Annotated in this window: 16 protein-coding genes; 10 read left to right on the forward strand and 6 right to left on the reverse strand. The window is 63.3% G+C overall.

The window, feature by feature from the left end:
- The first annotated feature begins 7 nt into the window (after window positions 1-7).
- The 6 genes from IFO71_RS06970 (at window position 8) to IFO71_RS06995 (ending at window position 6,499) form a co-directional block, all read left to right on the forward strand.
- On the forward strand, window positions 8-919 hold the full coding sequence (locus tag IFO71_RS06970; protein WP_332309337.1) for a septal ring lytic transglycosylase RlpA family protein: 912 nt from the start codon (window positions 8-10) through the stop codon (window positions 917-919).
- A gap of 158 nt (window positions 920-1,077) precedes the next feature.
- Window positions 1,078-2,265, forward strand: a complete 1,188-nt coding sequence (locus IFO71_RS06975) for a D-alanyl-D-alanine carboxypeptidase family protein (RefSeq protein WP_192028855.1) — start codon at window positions 1,078-1,080, stop codon at window positions 2,263-2,265.
- A 3-nt stretch (window positions 2,266-2,268) separates the two neighbouring features.
- Entirely contained in the window at window positions 2,269-2,544 is a 276-nt protein-coding gene (locus IFO71_RS06980; protein WP_192028825.1) for a DUF493 family protein, read from the forward strand.
- Window positions 2,505-3,233 (forward strand): lipoyl(octanoyl) transferase LipB, encoded by a 729-nt coding sequence (lipB, locus tag IFO71_RS06985; RefSeq protein WP_425502876.1) that lies wholly within the window; start codon window positions 2,505-2,507, stop codon window positions 3,231-3,233. Before IFO71_RS06980 ends, lipB begins: the two co-directional genes overlap by 40 nt.
- Entirely contained in the window at window positions 3,226-4,206 is a 981-nt protein-coding gene (gene lipA, locus IFO71_RS06990; protein WP_192028826.1) for a lipoyl synthase, read from the forward strand. Before lipB ends, lipA begins: the two co-directional genes overlap by 8 nt.
- A 118-nt stretch (window positions 4,207-4,324) precedes the next feature.
- Window positions 4,325-6,499, forward strand: a complete 2,175-nt coding sequence (locus tag IFO71_RS06995) for a carboxy terminal-processing peptidase (RefSeq protein ID WP_192028857.1) — start codon at window positions 4,325-4,327, stop codon at window positions 6,497-6,499.
- Between the two features lie 179 nt (window positions 6,500-6,678).
- Here IFO71_RS06995 and IFO71_RS07000 read toward each other — a convergent pair whose 3' ends face one another.
- The 4 genes from IFO71_RS07000 to IFO71_RS07015 all read right to left on the reverse strand — a co-directional run bounded on the left by IFO71_RS07000 (window position 6,679) and on the right by IFO71_RS07015 (window position 13,035).
- A complete protein-coding gene (locus tag IFO71_RS07000; protein WP_192028827.1) occupies window positions 6,679-9,069 on the reverse strand; it encodes a putative bifunctional diguanylate cyclase/phosphodiesterase in 2,391 nt (796 codons plus the stop codon).
- 407 nt (window positions 9,070-9,476) lie between these two features.
- On the reverse strand, window positions 9,477-10,871 hold the full coding sequence (locus IFO71_RS07005; RefSeq protein ID WP_192028828.1) for a leucyl aminopeptidase family protein: 1,395 nt from the start codon (window positions 10,869-10,871) through the stop codon (window positions 9,477-9,479).
- A gap of 21 nt (window positions 10,872-10,892) precedes the next feature.
- Window positions 10,893-11,624, reverse strand: a complete 732-nt coding sequence (locus tag IFO71_RS07010) for an HAD family hydrolase (protein ID WP_332309339.1) — start codon at window positions 11,622-11,624, stop codon at window positions 10,893-10,895.
- 43 nt (window positions 11,625-11,667) lie between these two features.
- Window positions 11,668-13,035 carry a DegQ family serine endoprotease gene (locus IFO71_RS07015; protein ID WP_192028829.1) on the reverse strand — a complete coding sequence of 456 codons (1,368 nt, stop codon included), beginning with the start codon at window positions 13,033-13,035 and terminating at the stop codon, window positions 11,668-11,670.
- Window positions 13,036-13,402: 367 nt separating this feature from the next.
- On the opposite strand from IFO71_RS07015, the gene IFO71_RS07020 reads away from it, so the two are divergent.
- The 3 genes from IFO71_RS07020 to IFO71_RS07030 all read left to right on the forward strand — a co-directional run bounded on the left by IFO71_RS07020 (window position 13,403) and on the right by IFO71_RS07030 (window position 17,374).
- On the forward strand, window positions 13,403-15,550 hold the full coding sequence (locus IFO71_RS07020; protein WP_192028830.1) for an adenosylcobalamin-dependent ribonucleoside-diphosphate reductase: 2,148 nt from the start codon (window positions 13,403-13,405) through the stop codon (window positions 15,548-15,550).
- A 229-nt stretch (window positions 15,551-15,779) separates the two neighbouring features.
- On the forward strand, window positions 15,780-16,316 hold the full coding sequence (locus tag IFO71_RS07025) for a hypothetical protein (protein ID WP_192028831.1): 537 nt from the start codon (window positions 15,780-15,782) through the stop codon (window positions 16,314-16,316).
- A 338-nt stretch (window positions 16,317-16,654) separates the two neighbouring features.
- Entirely contained in the window at window positions 16,655-17,374 is a 720-nt protein-coding gene (locus IFO71_RS07030; RefSeq protein WP_192028832.1) for a TSCPD domain-containing protein, read from the forward strand.
- Window positions 17,375-17,865: 491 nt separating this feature from the next.
- On the opposite strand, the gene IFO71_RS07035 is transcribed toward IFO71_RS07030, so the two are convergent.
- Both IFO71_RS07035 and IFO71_RS07040 read right to left on the reverse strand, forming a co-directional pair.
- Window positions 17,866-18,501 (reverse strand): CPBP family intramembrane glutamic endopeptidase, encoded by a 636-nt coding sequence (locus tag IFO71_RS07035; protein WP_192028833.1) that lies wholly within the window; start codon window positions 18,499-18,501, stop codon window positions 17,866-17,868.
- Between the two features lie 34 nt (window positions 18,502-18,535).
- The gene (locus IFO71_RS07040; RefSeq protein ID WP_192028834.1) at window positions 18,536-19,450 is read right to left on the reverse strand and encodes a tetratricopeptide repeat protein; all 915 of its coding nucleotides are present in this window, start codon (window positions 19,448-19,450) and stop codon (window positions 18,536-18,538) included.
- Between the two features lie 236 nt (window positions 19,451-19,686).
- Here IFO71_RS07040 and IFO71_RS07045 point away from each other — a divergent pair, with 236 nt between their 5' ends.
- On the forward strand, window positions 19,687-20,211 hold the full coding sequence (locus tag IFO71_RS07045) for an RDD family protein (protein WP_192028835.1): 525 nt from the start codon (window positions 19,687-19,689) through the stop codon (window positions 20,209-20,211).
- The last annotated feature ends 22 nt before the right edge of the window (window positions 20,212-20,233 follow it).

Raw genomic sequence — 20,233 nt, forward strand, 5'->3', positions numbered from 1 at the left:
TTGTCGGGTGTTGAATAAGGGCACCACCCGGGGGCTGATCGCACTGATCTGCCTGGTGCTGATCGCCTGTTCAGGTCAACCCAAGCGCGCCTCGCACCCGCTGCCGAACAAACCGCCGCGCTCGGGCGAGCTCTACGCGCCGCATATTCGCGATGGCGGGCCGCCGGTGCCGCCGGAGATCTCGCGCATTCCCGAGCCGATTCCGGTGCCGGAACCGCGCGCTCGCTACGGCAATCGATCACCCTACACTGTGCTGGGCAAGACCTACCGGGTGATGGACTCCGCCAAAGGCTATCGTGAGCGCGGCATCGCCTCCTGGTATGGCAACAAGTTTCATGGCCGGCCGACCTCAAGCTTCGAGCCGTACGACATGTACAAGTTCACCGCGGCGCACAAGACGCTGCCCTTGCCCAGTTTTGTGCGGGTGGTGAATCTCGACAACGGCCGCAGCGTGGTGGTGCGGGTCAATGACCGCGGCCCTTTTCATGATGGCAGGATCATCGATCTCTCCTACGCGGCAGCGGTGCGCCTCGGCATGCATTTGAAGGGCACCGCCAGCGTCGAAGTCGAAGCCATCGATCCGAGCGATCGGCGCATGGCGCAGCAGGCGCCTCCCTTGCATCGTTCCGCCATGCCGGCACCGAGTCGGGGCGGAGGGCACGGGTCAAACAGCGCGGGCGGCAGCGACAGGCGCTTTCTGCAGATCGCCAGTTTCGCCGAGAAAGACAATGCCAAGCGCTTGCAGCAACGACTGCAGGATGCTGGCGTCGACGGCGTGAAGCTGGTGGCGGCGCGGGTCGGCAACCAACGCGTCTGGCGGGTGCGCCTGGGGCCGTATCAGGCATGGTCTGAAATCGAGCAGGCCAAACAGGCGCTGCGCGGCATGGGTCTGGGCGAGCCGCAGCTGGTTCCCGAGTGAGGTCCATGCGTTTTGATCACAGTAAGCAAACCGGGCAGCGCTTGTCGCATGATTTGTCCAGCGGTCAGCGCTAACTCATCGTTTCGTTTTTTATGCTTTTCGTTGCAAGGAGTGGTGGTGTGAGTAATTCTCGGCGACGTGCCGGATGGTGCGGCTGGATGGTCTGCGGCCTGGTTCTTGTTTCATCGCTGGCAGTGGCTCAGCCGGTTCCGATGCCGGCGACGCCGGCGCCAGCGGCTACGCCGATTCCCGCTGCCCCAGCTGTTGCCGGCCGGGCCTACGTGCTGATGGACGCCGAGACCGGCCAGGTTCTGGCCGGGCAGAACGAGCAGGAGCCGCTGGACCCGGCATCCCTGACCAAGGTCATGACCGGCTATGTGGTGGCAGCCGAGATCGCCGCCGGCAAGGTGTCGGGCGACGATCAGGTGCTGATCAGCGAGAACGCCTGGCGACAGGGCGGTGCCGGCACCGATGGCTCGTTCAGTGCCCTGGCGGTCAATAGCCAGGTGAAACTCGATGATGTGCTGCGCGGTCTGGTGATCCAGTCCGGTAACGATGCGGCAATTGCGCTGGCCGAACACGTGGCCGGCAGCGAGGCGGCATTCGCGGATCTGATGAATGCCTACGCGAACAAGCTGGGCATGCACAACTCGCACTTCGTCAACTCCCACGGCCTGACCGCCGATGGGCACCGGATGAGCGCTCGCGATGTGGCCTTGTTGAGCCGGGCCCTGATCCAGCAGTTTCCTGAGCATTACGCGCTGTACTCGGTCAAGGAGTACACCTACAACGGCATCAAGCAGTACAACCGCAACGGTCTGCTATGGAAGGATGCCACCGTGGATGGCATCAAGACCGGCCACACTTCAGCGGCCGGCTACTGTCTGGCCGCTTCGGCCAAGCGCGGCGAGCAGCGCCTGGTTTCGGTGGTGATGGGCATCGAAGGCTCGCGCAAGGAGGGCTTTCGTCAGCGTGAAGAGGGCAATCTTGCCCTGCTTAACTGGGGCTTCCGCTTCTTCGAGACCCATGTGATCTATCCGGCCGGTGGAAAGGTCAGCGAAGCCAAGGTCTGGAAAGGGGTCAGCGAAGCCCTGCCTCTGGTGGTTGCCGAGCCGCTCAAGCTGACGCTGCCACGCGGGCGCTACGGCGAGGTCAAGGCGAGCATCAGCTTGCCGGATCAGGTCGTGGCACCGATCTCGCAAGGTGTTGAAATCGGCTGGCTCAGCCTGCAGTTTGACGGTAAGGAAGTCGCCGACGTGCCGCTGTTGGCCGGCAATGCAGTGGAAGAGGCAGGCTTCTTCAGCCGCATGAATGATGGGTTCTGGATGTGGTGGGAGTCGGATTGAGTCATGGCAGAGCAGAGCGAAGACAACCGCGGGTTCCGGTTTCCTGGCGTGTTTGAGATTTCCGCCATGGGCCCGGCCGATGCCGACCTGGAACTGCGCGTGCCGGCTTTGCTGTCGGCGGCCGGCCTGCGTCTGGTTGCCGATTCACTGCGTCAGCGACCCTCCAGCAAGGGCAACTACGTGTCCGTGCATATCAGCTTTCATGCCGATGATCGACAGCAGTACGAGCTGGCACATAGCTGTCTGCGTGCCTGTCCGGATGTGAAGTGGACGCTGTAGAGACCGCTGCGCCCGCGGCGCGGCAGTGGCATGTGCGTCGACTCGGTCTGCAGCCTTACCGCAGCATCTGGCAGGCCATGCAGGCCTACACCGATGCTCGTGGCGCTGACCGTGCCGACGAGTTGTGGCTTTTGCAGCACCCGCCGGTGTTCACCCTCGGTCAGGCCGGGCGCTGGGAGCATGTGCTGGCGCCCGGTGATATCGAGGTGGTGCCGGTCGATCGCGGCGGTCAGGTGACCTATCACGGCCCCGGTCAGATCGTCGCCTATCCGCTGATTGATCTGCGCCGGCTGGGGCTCGGGGTTCGCGAGCTGGTATGCCGCATCGAGCAGGCGATCATCGATACCTTGGCCAGTTATTCGGTGTCTGCTGATCGACGCAGCGGTGCGCCGGGCGTCTATGTTGGCGAGAAGAAGATCGCCGCGCTCGGTCTGCGGGTGCGGCGCGGCTGCAGCTTCCATGGCCTGGCCTTCAATATCGACATGGACCTGGAGCCGTTTGCCAGAATCAATCCTTGCGGCTATCAGGGCCTGCAGGTCTGCCAACTGCTAGACTTTCAGCCCGGCCTGCGGCTGTCCGACGTCGAGGATCGGCTGATTGAGCAGCTATCGCGACAGCTCGGTCTGAGCGTGCTGCCTGCCGACCCGAACGTGCCCGCCATTTCTACCCTAGAAGCGCTTCATGACTGATACCCCGAGTGCGAAACAGATCCCCCTGGTGATGGGCGAGAAGCAGGTCGCTGCCGACAAGATCGGCCGTAGCCCGGTGCAGTTCGAGGCGGTGCCGACCCTGCGCAAGCCATCCTGGATTCGGGTGCGTATCCCCTCGGGCAATCAGGTGGCCGAGCTGAAGCAGCGGCTGCGCGCCAATCGGCTGGTGACGGTGTGCGAGGAGGCCAGCTGCCCGAATATCCACGAATGCTTCAGCCACGGTACGGCCACCTTCATGATTCTGGGTGAGGTCTGCACGCGGCGCTGCAGTTTCTGCGATGTCGCCCACGGCCGACCGAAGCCGCCTGATGCCAGCGAGCCTGCGCAGCTGGCGGAGACCATTCGCGACATGCGGCTGAAGTATGTGGTGATCACCTCGGTCGATCGAGATGATTTGCGTGACGGCGGCGCCGGCCACTTTGCCGAGTGCATTCGCGCCGTGCGGGCTGCGTCGCCAGCGGTGCGGATCGAGATTCTGACCCCGGATTTTCGCGGCAAGGGTCGAATGGAGCGGGCGCTGGAGGCGCTGGCGCGGCAGCCGCCCGATGTCTTCAACCACAATCTTGAGACCGTGCGCGAGCTGTATCGCAATGTTCGCCCCGGCGCTGACTACGACTGGTCATTGCGCTTGCTGGCCGAGTTCAAACAGGCGCACCCCAAGGTGCCGACCAAGTCCGGCATCATGCTGGGTCTGGGCGAGTCGATGGAGCAGGTGCTGAGCGCGATGCGCGATCTGCGCGACCATCAGGTCGACATGATCACCATCGGCCAATACCTGCAGCCCTCGGCGGCGCATCATCCGGTGCTGCGCTATTGGACGCCGGAGGAGTTTGCCGAGCTGGAACAGCAGGGCCTGGCCATGGGCTTTACCCATGTCGCCTCGGGCCCGCTGGTCCGGTCGTCCTATCACGCCGACCGCATGGCGGCAGACGCTGGCTACATCACGCCGTAACGAGCCTGTCTGCTACCAAAGTCACTGGTCAGCGGAGGCAATTCGCGGCATGGTGGAACCTGGGGCCGTCGTCGCGGTCTCAATGCAGCAGCATGGCAGAGGCAGCAGAATGAAGAGAATGCAAAGCAATCGCAGCGTGCGCGCCGGGGTCGTGGCCTTGAGCGTATTTGGTCTGGCATTGGCTCAGGCGGTGCTGGCCAAGCCCGAGCCGATCTCCCAGCTTGGACTGCAACCCGAGGCCCGGCAGAGCTTTGCTGCCGGATGGGTGCGCGAGTTCCTCAGCAACTCACGCTTTCATTACAGCCCGCGCGCGCTGGACGATGAGCTTTCGAAGGAAATCTACGACGCCTACCTGGAATCCCTTGATGGCGATCGGCTGTTCTTCCTGGCCAGCGACATCGAGCGCTTCCGGCCCTGGCGCCTGCAGCTGGATGACGCGCTGCTGCGCGGCGATCTGCAGCCTGCGTTCGACATCTTCAACCTGTATCGCAAGCGGGTCGCCGAGCGCACCGACTACGTCAGTGCCCGCTTGAACAAGCCGTTTGAATTTGAGTCCGACGATAGCTACGTGTTCAAACGCGAAGATCTGCCTTGGGAACAGACCAGCGACGCGCTGGACAAGGTATGGGAGAAGCGGGTCAAGAACGACTACTTGCGGCTGAAGCTGGCCGGCAAGGAAGACAAGGCGATCGTCGAGACGCTGAGCAAGCGCTATGACACCTACTCCAAACGGGTCGCCGAACTGAAGGCCGAGGACGTGTTCCAGACCTTCCTCAATGCCTATGCGAACTCGATTGAGCCGCATACCGCATACATGAATGCGCGCACCTCCGAGAACTTTAACATCTCGATGCGCCTGAGCCTGGAAGGTATCGGTGCGGTGCTGCAGCGTGACGATGAGTACACCATCGTTCGCTCGATCGTGCCGGGCGGGCCTGCCGACCTCAGTGGCAAGCTGAAAGTCGGCGACCGCATCGTCGGCGTAGGTCAGGGCGAACAGGGTGCGGTGACCGATGTGGTCGGCTGGCGCATCGACGATGTGGTGGAGTTGATCCGCGGTCCGAAAGACAGCTCGGTACGCCTCGATGTCATTCCGGCCACGGCCGGGCTGGACGGCGAGCACCAGATGGTGACCCTGGTGCGGCAAAAGGTGAAGCTGGAAGAGCAAGCAGCGAAGAAGCGAGTGATTGAGCTGACCGAAGGTGATCAGACGCGACGCATCGGTGTGATTGATCTGCCCACCTTCTATCAGGATTTCGAAGGCCGGCGGCGTGACGAGGCCGACTACCGCTCCGCTTCACGCGACGTGGCGAAACTGCTGGCTGAGCTGAAGAAAGAGAAGATCGATGGTCTGGTGATCGACCTGCGCAACAACGGCGGTGGTTCATTGACCGAGGCGATCGAACTGACCGGCCTGTTCATTGACAAGGGGCCGGTGGTGCAGGTGCGCGACTACACCAAGCGCGTCTCGGTGGAAAAGGACGATGTACCCGGCGTGGCCTGGGAAGGCCCGATGGCGGTGCTGGTGAATCGTGCCTCGGCCTCGGCTTCGGAGATCTTTGCCGGCGCAATCCAGGATTATGGTCGCGGCCTGATCATCGGCGAACCCACTTTCGGCAAGGGCACGGTGCAGAATCTGGTCGATCTTGATCGCTTCGCCTCGAAGGAGTCGCCGGGGCTGGGACAGATTCGACTGACCGTGGCGCAGTTCTTCCGCGTCAGCGGCGGCTCGACCCAGCACAAAGGGGTGGTGCCTGATATCGCCTTCCCGGTGACCCTGGATGCCGAGGACTATGGTGAGAGCGCCTACGACAATGCCTTGCCGTGGACGGAAATCGATCGCGCCTCGCACCAGTCACTGGCCGACTTTGCGCCCCTGATTCCGGCCTTGCAGAAGTTGCACGAATCCCGCGCCGGCGAAGACCTTGAGTTCCGCTGGTGGAGCGAGGACGTCGCAGAGTATCGACGTCAGCGCGAACAGCAGGAGATCTCTCTGAATTTCGCCAAGCGTCAGGCTGAGCGCGAGGCCAAGGAGTCCAAGCGCAAGGCGCGCGAAGAGGCGCGCAAGGCCGCCGGCCTGGGCACCGATGGGCTGGCTGGGCTTGACGATGGCCTGCAGGCCGACGAGCGCGGCGTTGAAGCGGACGAAGAAGGCGCGGGCGAACAGCCGCAGGAGCGTCCAGATCCCTTGCTGCGGGAAGCGGCGCAAGTGCTGGTAGATGCCATAGGCCTGCTACGGGACGACCGCGCCCTGGCCGCACAGGTGTATCCCAGCGCGGCCAAGGCAAACTGACCCGTTTGCCGCGCCGCCTGCGCGGGGCATTTGCCGCGCCGCCCTTTGCTCGTCACCCCCGCGCATGCGGGGGTGCAGTGCTCTGGTCACCATGTATCGCTCGACGAACGAAAGCGCTGGAATCCCGCTTGCGCGCATTTACGCGGGAATAATGCAACGCCACCCGGTGTTGGCGTCGCTCAGGACAGAAATCCCGCGCCTATCGGCGGATCACGGCTGATCGGCATTTCCAGCCGCAGTCGCTCGCTGACCCAGCGCTCCAGTCGATCGCCGCTGAGCGCGGCGGAATAGCGGAAGCCCTGTTGAAAGTGGCAGCCCATCTCGGCCAGGCGTTCGGCCTGGTAGGCGTTTTCGACAAACTCGGCGGTTACTGTCATGCCTAGCTCTCGGGCCAGCTCCAGCACCACGCGGCAGATGCGTCCGCCGTCGCCTTCCAGGTCGCGGACAAAGCTGCCGTCGATCTTGACCCCGGCGGGGCGCAGGCGCGCCAGGCGACTCAGGGACGACGCGCCGACACCGAAGTCATCGACGATCAGCGGCACCTGCAGGCGTCGCAACTCGGCCAGAGCAGCCTCCAGTCGCTCGTCCGAAATACCGAGTTCGCTCTCGGTCAATTCCACCGCCAGCAGTTTGGCGGGTACCTGGTATCGATTCAGCAGCTCAGCGAACCGCGGCAGAAAATCTGCCGCCAGCAGGCTCTTGGCAGACACGTTGACATTCAAGCGCGCCCGCGGCAGGTAACTGCGCAGCGGCAGCCACAGTTGAATGGCACGTTCAGTAACGCAGAGATCGACATCCGGGATCAGCTGGGCACGCTCGGCTGCGGCGATGAAGCGTCCGGGCTCGACCCAACCGCGCACCGGGTCGTGCCAGCGTGCCAGTGCTTCAAAGCCCACCACCCGAGAGTTGCCGCTGGCAACCACCGGCTGCAGCCAGGCCTGCAGCGCCTGCTCTTTCAGGGCGCCGCGCAACAGCGACTCGAGTTCGATGCGATCGCGGAACGCATTGTGGGCGTGCTCACTGAACAGGCGTATTCCACCGCGCTCGCTGTTCTTGGCATCGAGCAGGGCGATGTCGGCACGTATCAGCATCTCCGAGGCATCCAGCGGCTGCTGGTAGGCCGACAGGGCGATACCGACGCTGGCGCTGACCGGTACGTGCCGACCATCGACGATGCGGGTGGTCTGCAAGCTCATCGACACGCGGACAGCGATCTGCTCGGCCAGCGTTTCGCTGTCGACCTGCGGCACTAGCAAGGCGAATTCATCACCGCCCAGGCGATAGGCGCTGGCCGGCGGCAGCGCGTTGTCGCCAATGCGTAGCGCGGCTTCGCGCAACAAGGCATCGCCAGCGTGATAGCCCAGGGTGTCGTTGACCTGCTTGAAGCCGTCCAGGTCGATCAACATCAAGACCAGGTAGCGGCCGCGGTCGGGGCCCACGCCGAGCGCAGCGGGCAGTTCGTTCATCAAGCGCGCCCGGTTGCCCAGGCCGGTCAGAAAGTCACGCTCGGATTGTTCGCGCACACCGACCAGTCGGGCTTCGATTTCCCGGCTGATCCGCCGCACGTCGTCGCTGAGATTGTCGATCTCATCGCGGCGCAGCAGGCCGCGTGCAGGGGCAGCGCCGAGTACGCTGTCGACATTGCCTGCGCGCAGGCGGTGGATCAGCACGCTCAAGCGACGAATGCGCCGCCCGACCAGCAGGTCGGCTACGCCAAAACCGAGCAGGGCGCAGGCGGCGATGGCGACCGCCAGCATCCACCAGATAGTCTGTTCAACGGCATGTCGCTGTTCCACCAGTGGCCTTGGCATGTGGACCAGTGCCACTGCACCGTCGCCGAGATGGCCGCTTTCCAGCGGCATCACCGCCGACAGCTTGTCTCCGTTGAACTCTATGCTAAGTTCGCTGGGCATGCCGGCCAGATGCGGCTGCAAGGAAAACGGCAGCTGCGCGGCGCGGTGCATGACGGCCAGTCGCGAAGCATCGAGCTTGCGCAGCCAGACCATCAGTCCGTGGGCGGTGCGAGTGGAGTCGGCAGGATCGAGTACCGAGCTGCGCGCCACCAAATAAGGTTCCCCCTGATGGAACTCGATATCGGCCCGTGGTCGTTCCACCGTCAGGACACTGCGCGTTTCAGCATCGTCCAGCCAGCGCTGCTCCAGCTGCTTGAACAGCGTGTTGGATTCTGCCTCGTCTGCCCAGAGCCTGCCACCGGCCGGCACGAAGCTGAAGCTGCGTTGCAGGTCCGGGCTGGCGATCAGTACAGCATCAAAATCGAACAGGGTGAAAACCGAATCATCGAGATGCTTCTGCCGCCAGTGCGGGCGATTGCCACGTAGCAGGGCGACCGTCTCACTCCAATGAGCATAGTCACGGGTGACCTCCTGAAAGGTACGCGCCTCTGACTGCAACAGCAGGCGGAGCCGTTCCATCGACTGTTGGGCACTATCCAGCTCGAACTGATCGAAGCTGGGCTCCAGCATCAGGCGCGACAGCGGCACGGCCGCCACCAGCAGGGCTGCGGCCAGCAAGGAAACGCCCAACAAGGTGCGTAGTCGCAACGAACTCATTGGCTCTCCTGACAGGTTGCTGAAATCAAACACGTTCTGTGTTCGATTTCCGTGTGCACCATCCATGGCGCGCCTTATCGGGCTGCTGAAATGAGTCTCAGCAGCCTGATAAGGCCTGTACAACACGACGTCGATCAGGCCGCGGGAGGTTTAGAAAAGCACATCGACTGCAAGAAAGCCATGCCCGAGACGCCGATTATTAGCACTTCGTCGGTGCGTGTTGTGTGTCTTGTTCGGAACCGCGTAGGAAACGTCTATCCGGGCCGATCGAGCCCGCAGCGCGGGCGCTTGTAGGGCAGCTCCAGTGCCACACGATCGGTCCGCGTGCGCTAGGTCAAAGTCGCCATTTGGCTGCAAATCGTGCCAAACAATGCTTGCGTTGCACCTGCTGCGTGGCGAGTGCCGGGCTAGGCCAGGTAACGCTTCTTCAGCAAGCCAAATGCCGCGCGTAAGCCCTGTGCTTCGCCTCCGGCCGGCTTGCCTGGGCGGTTGGCGTCGTTCCAGGCATAGACGTCGATATGCGCCCAGGGCAGGGTGTTGGGTACGAAACGATCGAGATACACCGCTGCGGTGATTGCGCCGCCCAGGCGGCTGCTGCCGCTATTGGCCAGGTCGGCCACATTGCTGCTCAGCATGCTGAGGTAGGGGCGCCACAGCGGCAGGCGCCAGATCGGGTCGGCGTTGGCCTCGGCGGCGGCCAGGTAGTCATTGGCAAGGGCGTCGTCGTTGCAGAACAGCGCGGGCAGATCCGGCCCCAGTGCAATCCGCGCCGCACCGGTCAAGGTGGCGAAATCGATCAGCAGCTGCGGCTTCTCTTCGACCGCATAGGTCAGCGCGTCGCACAGCACCACGCGGCCCTCGGCATCGGTATTGTCGATCTCGATGCTGATCCCAGCGCGCGTACTTAACACCTCGCCTGGACGATAGGCATTCGGTCCAATGGCGTTTTCGACCGCGCCGATCAGCAGCTGCATACGTACCGGCAATTTGCGTGCCATGACCAGCTGCGCCAGTGCCACTGCATGCGCGGCACCGCCCATGTCCTTCTTCATGTTGCGCATGCCGTCGGCGGGCTTGATATCGAGTCCGCCAGTATCAAAGCACACGCCCTTGCCGACGATGCTGATCCGCGGGTGAGCAGGATCGCCCCATAACACTTCGATCAGGCGTGGAGCACGGTGGCTGGCACGGCCCACTGCGTGAATTGCCGGGAAGTTATTGCGTAACAGATCGTCTCCGCACCAGGAACGGCACTCGCCATCATAGGCGTGGGCCACGCGGCGGATCACCGCTTCGAGTTCGTCTGGTCCCATGTCCTCGGTCGGCGTGTTGACCAGGTCGCGCACCAGGGTGCTGGCTTTCAGTACCGCGAAAGCCTCGGAGCGCAGACGAGCATCGCCATCCAGCACCAGACGGGCCGGCTCCTTGGCTGGCTTCTTGTAGCGATTGAACTGATAGGCGCCGAGTCCCCAGCCGAGCAGTGCCTGGCCCGGGTCGATGGCCAACCCGCGCGTGCTGTCGAGGTGATAGTCGGCGCGCGGCAGCAGCCAGGGGGCCGCTGCCAGGGTGAGCGGATCGTCGCCGCGCGAGGCACCGACCAGGGCCAGTCCCAGCTGGCCTTGTTCATTGGGAATCGCCACGCAGCTCTGTGGGTCGGCATTGAAACCCTGCGCCTTCACCCATGCGCCGGCGTGGGCCGGCAGTTCGGTCAGCACCTTGGTCAGGCTCTCGCGGTCCACCACGATCAGTGGAACCGCTTGTTCAAGGGCGTCAGGAGCGGCGAAGCAGGGCGGTAGAGACATGCGCGATTCCATTGCGAGAGGTCAGGCGTAGTCTGCCTGACTGGGTTGTAACAAGGCGTGTAGTTTGTCCAGCGAATCTACCTGCCAGTCCGGGGGCGGCAGTGTGGCGGGCCATGCGCTGTTGTGGCGATTGATCCAGCAAGTGCGCAGGCCCGCGGCGCGCGCGCCTTCGACATCAAGCCAGGGGTCGTCGCCGACGTGCAAGGTATATTCGGGGGCGGTGTTGAGGCGGTCGCAGGCGGCGAGGAAGATGCTGGCGACCGGCTTGGGCGCACCATGTTCGCGAGCCCCCAGGCTGAAGCAGAACCATTCGGCCAGACCAATCCGGCCAAGGTCGGCATTGCCATTGGTCAGCGCCGCCAGCGGGAACCGGGCGGCCAGCAGGCGCAGCGCTGCCTCACTGTCCGGATATAGCTCGACCTGATTGCGGGCGCTGAAGAAGGCCTCGAAAGCGGGCTCCAGATGGGCATGCGGGGCAGCGCAAGCGTCCAGGGCGGCCCGCAAGGACAGGCGCCGTTGTTCGCTGAAATCATGGCTGAGGTGCGGGTGCTGGGCGGCGATCCGCTCACGCAGGGCACGCATGGCGGTGATCGGAAAGCGCTTGGCCACCTCGGGACAATACTCGGCGAAATACGCTTGCACGGCGTGCTCGGCTCGTTCGATCACCGGGGCGATCGGCCACAGCGTGTCGTCAAGATCGAGGGTAATGGCGCGAATCAAGGCCTGGCAGACCGCGGAGAAACAGGCCACCACGATAGCACGCGGTGGCCCGTGACCCAGCGCTCATATTGCGGTCTCATTCGGCCAGCAGCAGCAGCGCGCCGCGTCCGCGCACCACGGTCAGCAGCAATTGCCGCGGCGGGCGCTGCAGGTCCTTGCGCAGTGCGTCCAGATCTTCGAACTCGCGGCGGTTGAGCGCAACGATGAGATCGCCTTCGCGCAGACCGTTCAGCGCCGCCCGGCTGCCCTCGGCGACCTGATCGACGCGTACGCCGCGCACACCGCGCTGGCGCAGGCGTTCCGGCAGTTCGACCAGTTTCGACCCGGCCAGGCGCGCATCCAGACTCTCCCCGCTCAGGCTGCTGGCCTTGGCCTGGACCACCACCTGCAGACGCTGACGCTGACCTTCGCGAAGGATTTCCAGCTGCACCGGCCGTTCCACCGGCAGCAAGCCTTCGGCATTGTGCAGGGCCTGTCGATCACTGATCACGCTGTCGCCGAGTCGCACCACTACATCACCGGGCTTCAGTCCGGCCCGATCAGCCGGCGAATCTTCCTGCACGCGGGTGATCACGGCACCGCGACGATCCTTGAGTTCCAGCCATTGCGCCATCGCGGCATCGATGTCCTGGGTTTGAATACCCAGGCTGCCACGGCGAACTTCGCCGAAGGCCAGCAGTTGACGCATGACCTCGCGGGCCAATTCGATTGGAATGGCAAAGCCGATCCCCACGTTGCCGCCGGAGGGTGAGTAGATGGCCGTGTTGATGCCGACCAATTCGCCGCGCAGATTGACCAGGGCGCCGCCGGAGTTGCCCGGGTTGATGCTGGCATCGGTCTGGATGAAATTCTGATAGCCAAGCCCGGACAGGCCCTGCCGGCCCAGTGCGGAGACAATGCCCGAGGTAACGGTTTGACCCAGTCCGAAGGGATTGCCCACGGCCACGACAAAATCACCGACCCTGAGCGAGTGCTGGTCGGACCAGCGCACAGCGCTGAGGCGTTCGGCCGGCACGCGCACCAGGGCAACGTCGGTGTCTGGGTCGGAACCGACGAATTCCGCGCTCAGCGTGCGGCCATCGGCCAGGGTCACCTGGATATCATCCGCGCCCTCGACAACGTGATTGTTGGTCAGTACCAGCCCCTGTTCGGCGTCGACGATCACCCCCGAACCGAGTGACTGCTGCACGCGCTCCTGCGGCATGGCCGGCAGGCCGAAGAAATGGCGAAAGAATGGGTCGTCGGCCAATGGATTGCGTACCCGCACGCGAGTGCGGCTGTGGATGTTGACCACCGCTGGCGTGACCCGCTCGAGCATCGGGGCCAGGGAGGGCAGGGGTTGGCCATCGACCTCAGCCGGCAATGCAGCCGAGGCGCAGACCCCGAACAGCAGCCAAGCCAGCGCGATTACGCTGCGCAAGAGAACAGATTGGAGACCAGACATGGTGTTTCCTTCCTTGAGTCGCCCTGGTGGAGACCGTTCGTCAGATGACCATCGCTGAGGAATGGCAGTTCCCCAAGCGGGGCGCGCGAGAGAGTGAAATTCACTTCATTGCAACTCGTTGACAGCATCTGGCACGCGGCGTAGGGTTCGCATGCCGGGCCACTATATATAGTGGTCCCAATCAAGAAGACCACAATCTATAGTGGTGCTGCGACGCAGCATGGGGATCTTCAGGGACGGAAAAGTTTAAAAACAAAGACATGTGCCAAGCCGGCAACGCAGTTCCGAGCCCAGGGGAGGGTCATCTGCATGGCGGGCGGGCGATTTGAGAGAGGCGCGACAGCGTCTCGGGAGACGAGGAACTGGAATGAGCACGGTACGCTTGGAAGCGGTGAAGAATGACGCGGTGGCAATTCCCTTGCAGCCGGCTTCGCAGGACATCTGGGATAAGAAATACCGCCTGAAAACCAAACGCGGCGAAGCGGTAGACCGCGACATCGACGATACCTACAAGCGCGTCGCGCGGGCCCTGGCCGAGGCGGAGCCGAGCGCGGAGAAGCAGAAGTACTGGTACGAGCGCTTTCTCTGGGCCCTGCGCCGCGGCGCGATTCCCGCTGGCCGGATCACCTCGAACGCCGGTGCGCTGGAGCACAAGCCGGCTACCAGCACGATCAACTGCACGGTGTCGGGCACCATCACCGATTCCATGGACGGCATCCTGGAGAAGGTTCACGAAGCCGGGCTGACCCTGAAGGCCGGCTGCGGTATCGGCTACGAGTTCAGCACCCTGCGCCCGCGCGGTGCGTTCGTGGCCGGTGCCGGCGCCTACACCTCTGGGCCGATGTCCTTCATGGATATCTACGACAAGATGTGCTTCACCGTCAGTTCCGCCGGCGGCCGTCGCGGCGCCCAGATGGGCACCTTCGATGTGGCGCATCCAGATGTTAAGGAGTTCATTCGTGCCAAGCGCGAAGACGGGCGTCTGCGCCAGTTCAACCTGTCGCTGCTGATCACCGATGGGTTCATCGAGGCGGTGAAGCAGGACGCTGACTGGCCACTGGTCTTCCCGGTCAACCGCAAGGAAGAAGAGGGCATCGACCTGGACGATGCCAGCAAGGTCATCTGGCGCGAGTGGCCGACCAAGAAAGGCTATATCACCCGCGACGATGGACTGGTGGCTTGCAAGATCTACGGTGAGATCAAGGCCCGCCATCTGTGGGACATGATCATGGTCTCCACCTATGACTTCGCCGAGCCGGGCTTCATCCTGATCGATCGGGTCAACGAGATGAACAACAACTGGTGGTGCGAGACCATTCGCGCTACCAATCCTTGCGGCGAGCAGCCATTGCCGCCGTATGGCGCCTGCCTGCTTGGCTCGGTCAATCTGACCAATTTCGTCCGCGAGCCGTTCACCGACCGTGCCCGCTTCGACTGGGAGGAATACCGCGAAGTGGTGCGGGTGTTCACCCGCATGCTTGACAACGTGGTCGAAGTAAATGGTTTGCCCCTGGAGCAGCAGCGCCAGGAAATCATCCGCAAGCGCCGTCATGGCATGGGCTTCCTTGGCCTCGGCAGCACCCTGACCATGCTGCGAATGAAGTACGGCACCGACAAGAGCTGCGAATTCACCGAGCGGGTGGCGCGCGAAATGGCCGTCGCTGGTTGGGAAGTCGCGCTCAGCCTCGCCGAGGAAAAAGGTCCGGCGCCGATCATGGGTGAGGACTTCGAGGTCACCGCCGAGATGCTGCGCAAGCGGCCGGAAATGGCCAAAGACGGCTACAAGGTGGGCGATACCATCAAGGGCCGTCTGCTGCACGCCAAGTACAGTCGCTATATGCAGAAGGTGGCCTCGGTGGCACCGCAACTGGTGGATAAGCTGTCCGAAGTGGGCGCGCGCTTTACCCACCACAGCTCGATTGCCCCGACCGGCACCATCTCGCTGTCCTTGGCCAACAATGCATCGAACGGCATCGAACCCAGCTTCGCCCATCACTACTCACGCAATGTGATTCGTGAGGGCAGGAAGACCAAGGAAAAAGTCGAGGTCTACAGCTATGAGCTGCTGGCCTATCGCACCCTGGTGAATTCCAAGGCGATGCCGTTCAGCGACGAGCCGGAGGCCAAGCTGCCGGACTACTTCGTGGCTGCCGACGACATCACGCCGAAGGCACACGTCGATATTCAGGCAGCGGCGCAGATCTGGGTCGATTCGTCGATCTCCAAGACCGCCAATGTGCCGACCGACTATCCGTACGAAGATTTCAAGGACATCTACCTGTACGCGCACCAGAAGGGCTTGAAGGGCTGCACCACGTTCCGCTTCAATCCGGCCGCCTTCCAGGGTGTGCTGGTGAAAGAGCAGGATCTGGAGAAGACCGTGTATCGCTTCGAACTGGAAGACGGCAGTGTGATCGAAGCGCGCGGCAATGAGGAAATCGAGTACGACGGTGAAACCCACACCGCGGCAAACTTGTTTGATGCGTTGAAAGAGGGCTACTACGGCAAGTTCTAGCCTGTTTTCCAGCTGCGGAAGTTCTGTTGAACCAGCCGCTCTGGTGCTGCCGTGCTGGTCTTCGATACACCGTGTTTCACCACCTGTCCGGGATGGGCGGATGGCTGGGCCGCAAGGCCCATCGGTGCTCAAGCGAATGGTTCGCGAACGCACCTCTCGGGTCTGGCGGCGGGCAGGAGCAGCCGACAGGGGTCCAAGCTCGTAACAATGCCCGTGACGAGGAGGGGCTATGAGCAATGGCAATGGTGTGACCGCCACGATCAGTCAGGCGGTGGAGTCGATGAGTGAAAAGGTGCAGGAGGTAGCGGCCGAAGCGCGCAAGGTGGTGAAGAAGCGCGCTGCCAGCGTGCGCAAGCAGGCCGAAGCCGCGGTGCAGACCGCCTCAAAGGACGTCAAGCAGGCGGTGGCATCGGCCAAGAAGCGCATCGACAAGGCCAAGAAGAGCGCAAAGAAGTCCGTGCAGCAGGCCAAGAAGTCGGTTGAGAAGGCCAAGAAGAGCGTGGTTCACGCGGTGGAAGAGGCCAAAGCCAAGGTCAGCAGTGGCGGTAAGAAGGCAGCAAAGAAGGTGGCGAAGAAAGCCGCGCCGGTGAAGAAGGCGGTCAAGAAGGCTGCAAAGAAAGTAGCCAAGGCGGCCAAGAAAAATGCCCCGGCGAAACGAGTGGCTAAGAAGGCAGCGGCCAGGAAGGCGCCGGCGAAGAAGCTCCCAGCCAAGAAAGGGCCGGCCAAGAAAGCCGCCAAGAAGGCAGCCAGGCGCGCCGGTCGCTAAACGTCTGCTGATCTCACCCAGCAGTCGGATTGTTTGCGTGCCATGGATGGCGCGCAGGAAGTCAAGCATGCAAGTGTGGCGCGGCTCTGCCGCGACCGTTTGCGCTGACATACGCCTGGATGGGGGTGTCAGCAGAGGATCAGGCCGGAAACGGCAGAGTTGCCCCGAGGGACCCGTCCGTGTGCCAAAGAGCCGCGGACGGGATTCCTAGCTCGGGGCGTGACAGAGGGCAGGGCTGTGGGCCATGCCAGGGCAGCCTCGGGTCAGCCGAGGCTACAATGCAACGGCGACCCGTCGGGGCGCCAGGGCCAGCCGGCCTGTTTGTTGGGAGTTGTGTGGTGTCGATCAAGATCAGCAAGAAAATCAAGGGTTTCAGCGTTCAAACGGGCGATGAGAAGCAAAGGGCAGCCCAGCCGGCGGTGAAGACCGAAGCGCCGCGCGCGGAAGTCATCCACATGCATGAGCAGATCGAGCGCCCCGAGGTGCTGGTCGGTTCCACCTACAAGATCAAGTCGCCGCTGTTCGAGCACGCGCTGTACGTCACCATCAATGACATCGTGCTCAACCAGGGCACCAAGCACGAATCGCGACGTCCGTTCGAGATCTTCATCAACTCGAAGAACATGGATCACTTCCAGTGGGTCGTGGCGATTACCCGCATCATGTCGGCGGTGTTTCGCAAGGGCGGCGACGTCACCTTCCTGGTTGAGGAACTGAAGGCCGTGTTCGACCCGCGCGGCGGCTACTTCAAGGCCGGTGGCGTTTATATGCCGAGCATCGTGGCCGAGATCGGTGCGGTGGTCGAAGATCACCTCAAAACCATCGGTTTGATTGTCGATCCAGAACTCGACGAGCACCAACGCGCGCTGATCGCCGAGAAGCGTGCTGCTTTCGAGGCGCAGAGCAAGAAGGGCGGTGACAGCAGCAGTGAAAGCAAGGGTGAAGCCGGAAGCTTTCCCCCGGGCGCCACGCTTTGCCACAAGTGCAATACCCAGGCGATGGTAGTGATGGACGGCTGCCAGACCTGCCTGAGCTGCGGCTATTCGAAGTGCGGATGAGCTGAGCTAGCGCCCGTGGTTGATCCGGCAGAGTGATGAGGCTGGAAACCACGGTGGCGCGCCAGGGCCAAGCCGGCCGCATCATCAGTGGGAAGGGCGCCTTCGCCTCGCGCGCTCCGCGCCGTGAGCGAAGCGCCGCTTGCGACTCAAAGCGGAACGACTAGATGTCGGGACACCCTGCCGCTACGTAGGTCCAGCGGCCGCTGGCGCGCCGGAACAAGTACTGCCAGCCGGCTGTGTTGCGATGTAGTGGTGTGTTAAGGCGCAATCGATTATTGATCTTTCCGACATGAGAGGCAGTCGCTGTAAAGCCCCTCTTGGGGGTGGGGGCCGGGTGTTCGCTAACGTTGCCCGGCCCGCAGGTCTCGCGTATTTGCACCCTCATCCGGCGCTTCGCACCACCTCCTCGCATAGGGAGAAGGGAAAATGTCTCGACTTCTTCTGCCCGAAGCTCAACCTCCAGTCGCCGCAGAGGCCGCTCGGCGAGCCACTCAGGAGAACACCGCGACCCAGGTGATCGCGTTGCCGACCCCATGTACCAGCGCCGGGGCGACCACGCTGCGGGTGTGGCAACGCAGCCACTGGAACAACATGCCGGCGCCGATGTAGATCGCGATCAGCAGCGCGACGCTGACCAACTCGCCGCGACTGGCGAGATCCCACAGGCGCCAGCTATGTAGTGGCGCCAGCACGAAGGCCGCGGTGGTCAGCCATCCCGCGGGGCCGTCGGTCAGCCAGCGGCGCAGCGCACTGAACAGCAGGCCTCGGTAGGCCAGCTCCTGACCGATGCCGATCAGAAAGCCGCTGCCCAGCCAGGCCAGCCAATGTCCCCACGGCAGTGACAGACTGCCGGCAAGCTGATCGTGCTCCAGCAGGCCGAACAGCAGGGCCGAAACCACCATGGCGATCAGCACCAGGCGCCAATGTGCCGCATCGAGCCGTAGCAGATCGGGTCGAGCCCGCCATAGGATCAGCGCAGCGACGGCGACCAGCAGTGCTTCGAGGCCCAGGCGAAGCGGCTGCAGGAAGTACCAGTGGTCCGGGTGCAGCAGCCACGGGTCGGGCTGCAGCAGGATTCGGCACGGCAGCTCCAGAACCAGGAAGGCGGCCAGCAGCAGGCCTGCCATACGTGCACTGAGTCGCACGGAATCCGCCACGAGGTCAGTAGCCGAGCTTGCGGAGTTCACGGTGCAGCTCCCGGTCAACGAGGGTGCGGGCAAGGTCGGCGTGGCGACGGGCCTGCTCTGGCTGGCCACTGTCGTGCAGGAGCTGGGCGAGCCTCAACCACGCCCATTCCTTCGGCGGGACGCGTTCTGCTGGCAGCGGCTGTTCGACAAACCGCTGCATGGCAGCGATGCCATCCAAGGTGTGGGCTCCACTGAACACGGCGTTTCGCCCGATCTGGTAGAGGGCATTCAGCGCGTGGGCGCGCTCGCCCTCGTCCTTCGCGCTTTCAAGCAGGGCACTGCCCTGGACAAAGGCGGCATGGGCTCCGGCGTAGTCCTTGCTCTCCTGCAGCAGTAGGCCGTGGCGCAGGTGCAGTTCGGCGAGCTCGGGATATCGCGCTCGACTCTCGCTGAGCAGGGCGGCATAGGCTGTCTGGTCCTCGGTTTCCCGATAGAACGACAGTGCCGCCAGTGCGCCGGCCCGTGGATCCATCTTGCTGATCGTCTCGACCTCGGCCCAAGCCAGCGACTCGTCGCCGCCAGCAATTCCGGGCGCGCCCAGATAGAAGGCCATCAGGGCGCGTCGGTAGGGTACATGTGTGGGCCGCAGCTGCACGGCGCGTAGCAGACAGTCGAGGGATCGGCCTGCATAGCTCATGGCGCTGAAGAATCCTTCCTCGGCCCGCGCGCCCATGATCCTGCCGCAATAAAACTGCACCTCCGCATCGTCCGGCGCAATTTCCAGCGCCCGTTCGATGGCGGCTTCCGCGGCCTGAGTGTCGACGCCGATATGAGACTTTGCCTCATCGAGCGCCGCGGCGACGCCGGGCGGCGGGGTCGCCGTTGACGGCTCTGCGGCAAGCAGGGCCGTCATCAGGGCGAACGTGGTAATGAGGTTTCGCATGGGCATGGCCGGATCCGGAAACAGGAGCATCATGCTCGACGAGGGCCGGGCTTGAGCTCAGTGCCGGAAGTCAGAATCTCGACCTGCTAGAGGTCATGCTGGGCCGCTGGACAAGGGACTGGATCGTTGACGCCTGCCACGGGTCACAGGGCAAATTTCCGTTTAACCGGGCTTGATTGACGCTGAACGACGTGCTCTGATCGCGCTTCTATCACGCCGAACTCACGGATGGGCTTTCACCTATGTCAACTCCGCCGCCACTGCCCGAACACAACCCCTATGCCGCGCCTCAGGCGCGCGTCGATGATGGCTTCGGCGAAGAGCTGGTGCTGGCCGATCGCGGCATTCGTCTGGTGGCCGCCATCATTGATGGTCTTGCCTTCGGCGGCGTAGCCATCCTGGCCGCCATCCTGATACCCATGCTGGCGCCGCGCGAAGGGCAGGGCGGTAGCGAAGTAGCGGTCGGCATCCTTGGTTTCGTGATGGTGGCGGCCTTTCTCGCCGTGGTCGTGGTCAATTGCCTGTGGTTGCATCGCTACGGTCAGACCATTGGTAAGCGGGTGATGAGCATCAAGATCCTGCGTGGCGATGGTTCACCGATCAGCCTCGGCCGGGTCATCGGCATGCGCTGGCTGCCGGTCACCCTGCTGGGCATGATCCCGATCGTTGGCTATATCGTGACCCTGGTCGATCCGCTGCTGATCTTCCGCGAAGATCGCCGCTGCATGCACGACATGATCGCCGATAGCATCGTGGTCAAGTGCTGATCGAGGGTGTGGCGTTTCTCCC

The organism is Pseudomarimonas arenosa (genome assembly GCF_014841215.1).
GTDB classification, from domain to species: Bacteria; Pseudomonadota; Gammaproteobacteria; order Xanthomonadales; family Xanthomonadaceae; genus Pseudomarimonas; species Pseudomarimonas arenosa.

What these genes read in the sequence shown, in the direction of transcription:
- IFO71_RS07025 (WP_192028831.1), top strand. Translation starts at nt 15,780, where the DNA reads ATGAGCAATGGCAATGGTGTGACCGCCACGATCAGTCAGGCGGTGGAG.
- IFO71_RS06980 (WP_192028825.1), top strand. Translation starts at nt 2,269, where the DNA reads ATGGCAGAGCAGAGCGAAGACAACCGCGGGTTCCGGTTTCCTGGCGTG.
- IFO71_RS07040 (WP_192028834.1), bottom strand. Translation starts at nt 19,450, where the DNA reads ATGCCCATGCGAAACCTCATTACCACGTTCGCCCTGATGACGGCCCTG.
- IFO71_RS07020 (WP_192028830.1), top strand. Translation starts at nt 13,403, where the DNA reads ATGAGCACGGTACGCTTGGAAGCGGTGAAGAATGACGCGGTGGCAATT.
- IFO71_RS07015 (WP_192028829.1), bottom strand. Translation starts at nt 13,035, where the DNA reads ATGTCTGGTCTCCAATCTGTTCTCTTGCGCAGCGTAATCGCGCTGGCT.
- IFO71_RS07005 (WP_192028828.1), bottom strand. Translation starts at nt 10,871, where the DNA reads ATGTCTCTACCGCCCTGCTTCGCCGCTCCTGACGCCCTTGAACAAGCG.
- IFO71_RS07035 (WP_192028833.1), bottom strand. Translation starts at nt 18,501, where the DNA reads ATGGCAGGCCTGCTGCTGGCCGCCTTCCTGGTTCTGGAGCTGCCGTGC.
- IFO71_RS07000 (WP_192028827.1), bottom strand. Translation starts at nt 9,069, where the DNA reads ATGAGTTCGTTGCGACTACGCACCTTGTTGGGCGTTTCCTTGCTGGCC.
- lipA (WP_192028826.1), top strand. Translation starts at nt 3,226, where the DNA reads ATGACTGATACCCCGAGTGCGAAACAGATCCCCCTGGTGATGGGCGAG.
- IFO71_RS06975 (WP_192028855.1), top strand. Translation starts at nt 1,078, where the DNA reads ATGGTCTGCGGCCTGGTTCTTGTTTCATCGCTGGCAGTGGCTCAGCCG.
- IFO71_RS06995 (WP_192028857.1), top strand. Translation starts at nt 4,325, where the DNA reads ATGCAAAGCAATCGCAGCGTGCGCGCCGGGGTCGTGGCCTTGAGCGTA.
- IFO71_RS07045 (WP_192028835.1), top strand. Translation starts at nt 19,687, where the DNA reads ATGTCAACTCCGCCGCCACTGCCCGAACACAACCCCTATGCCGCGCCT.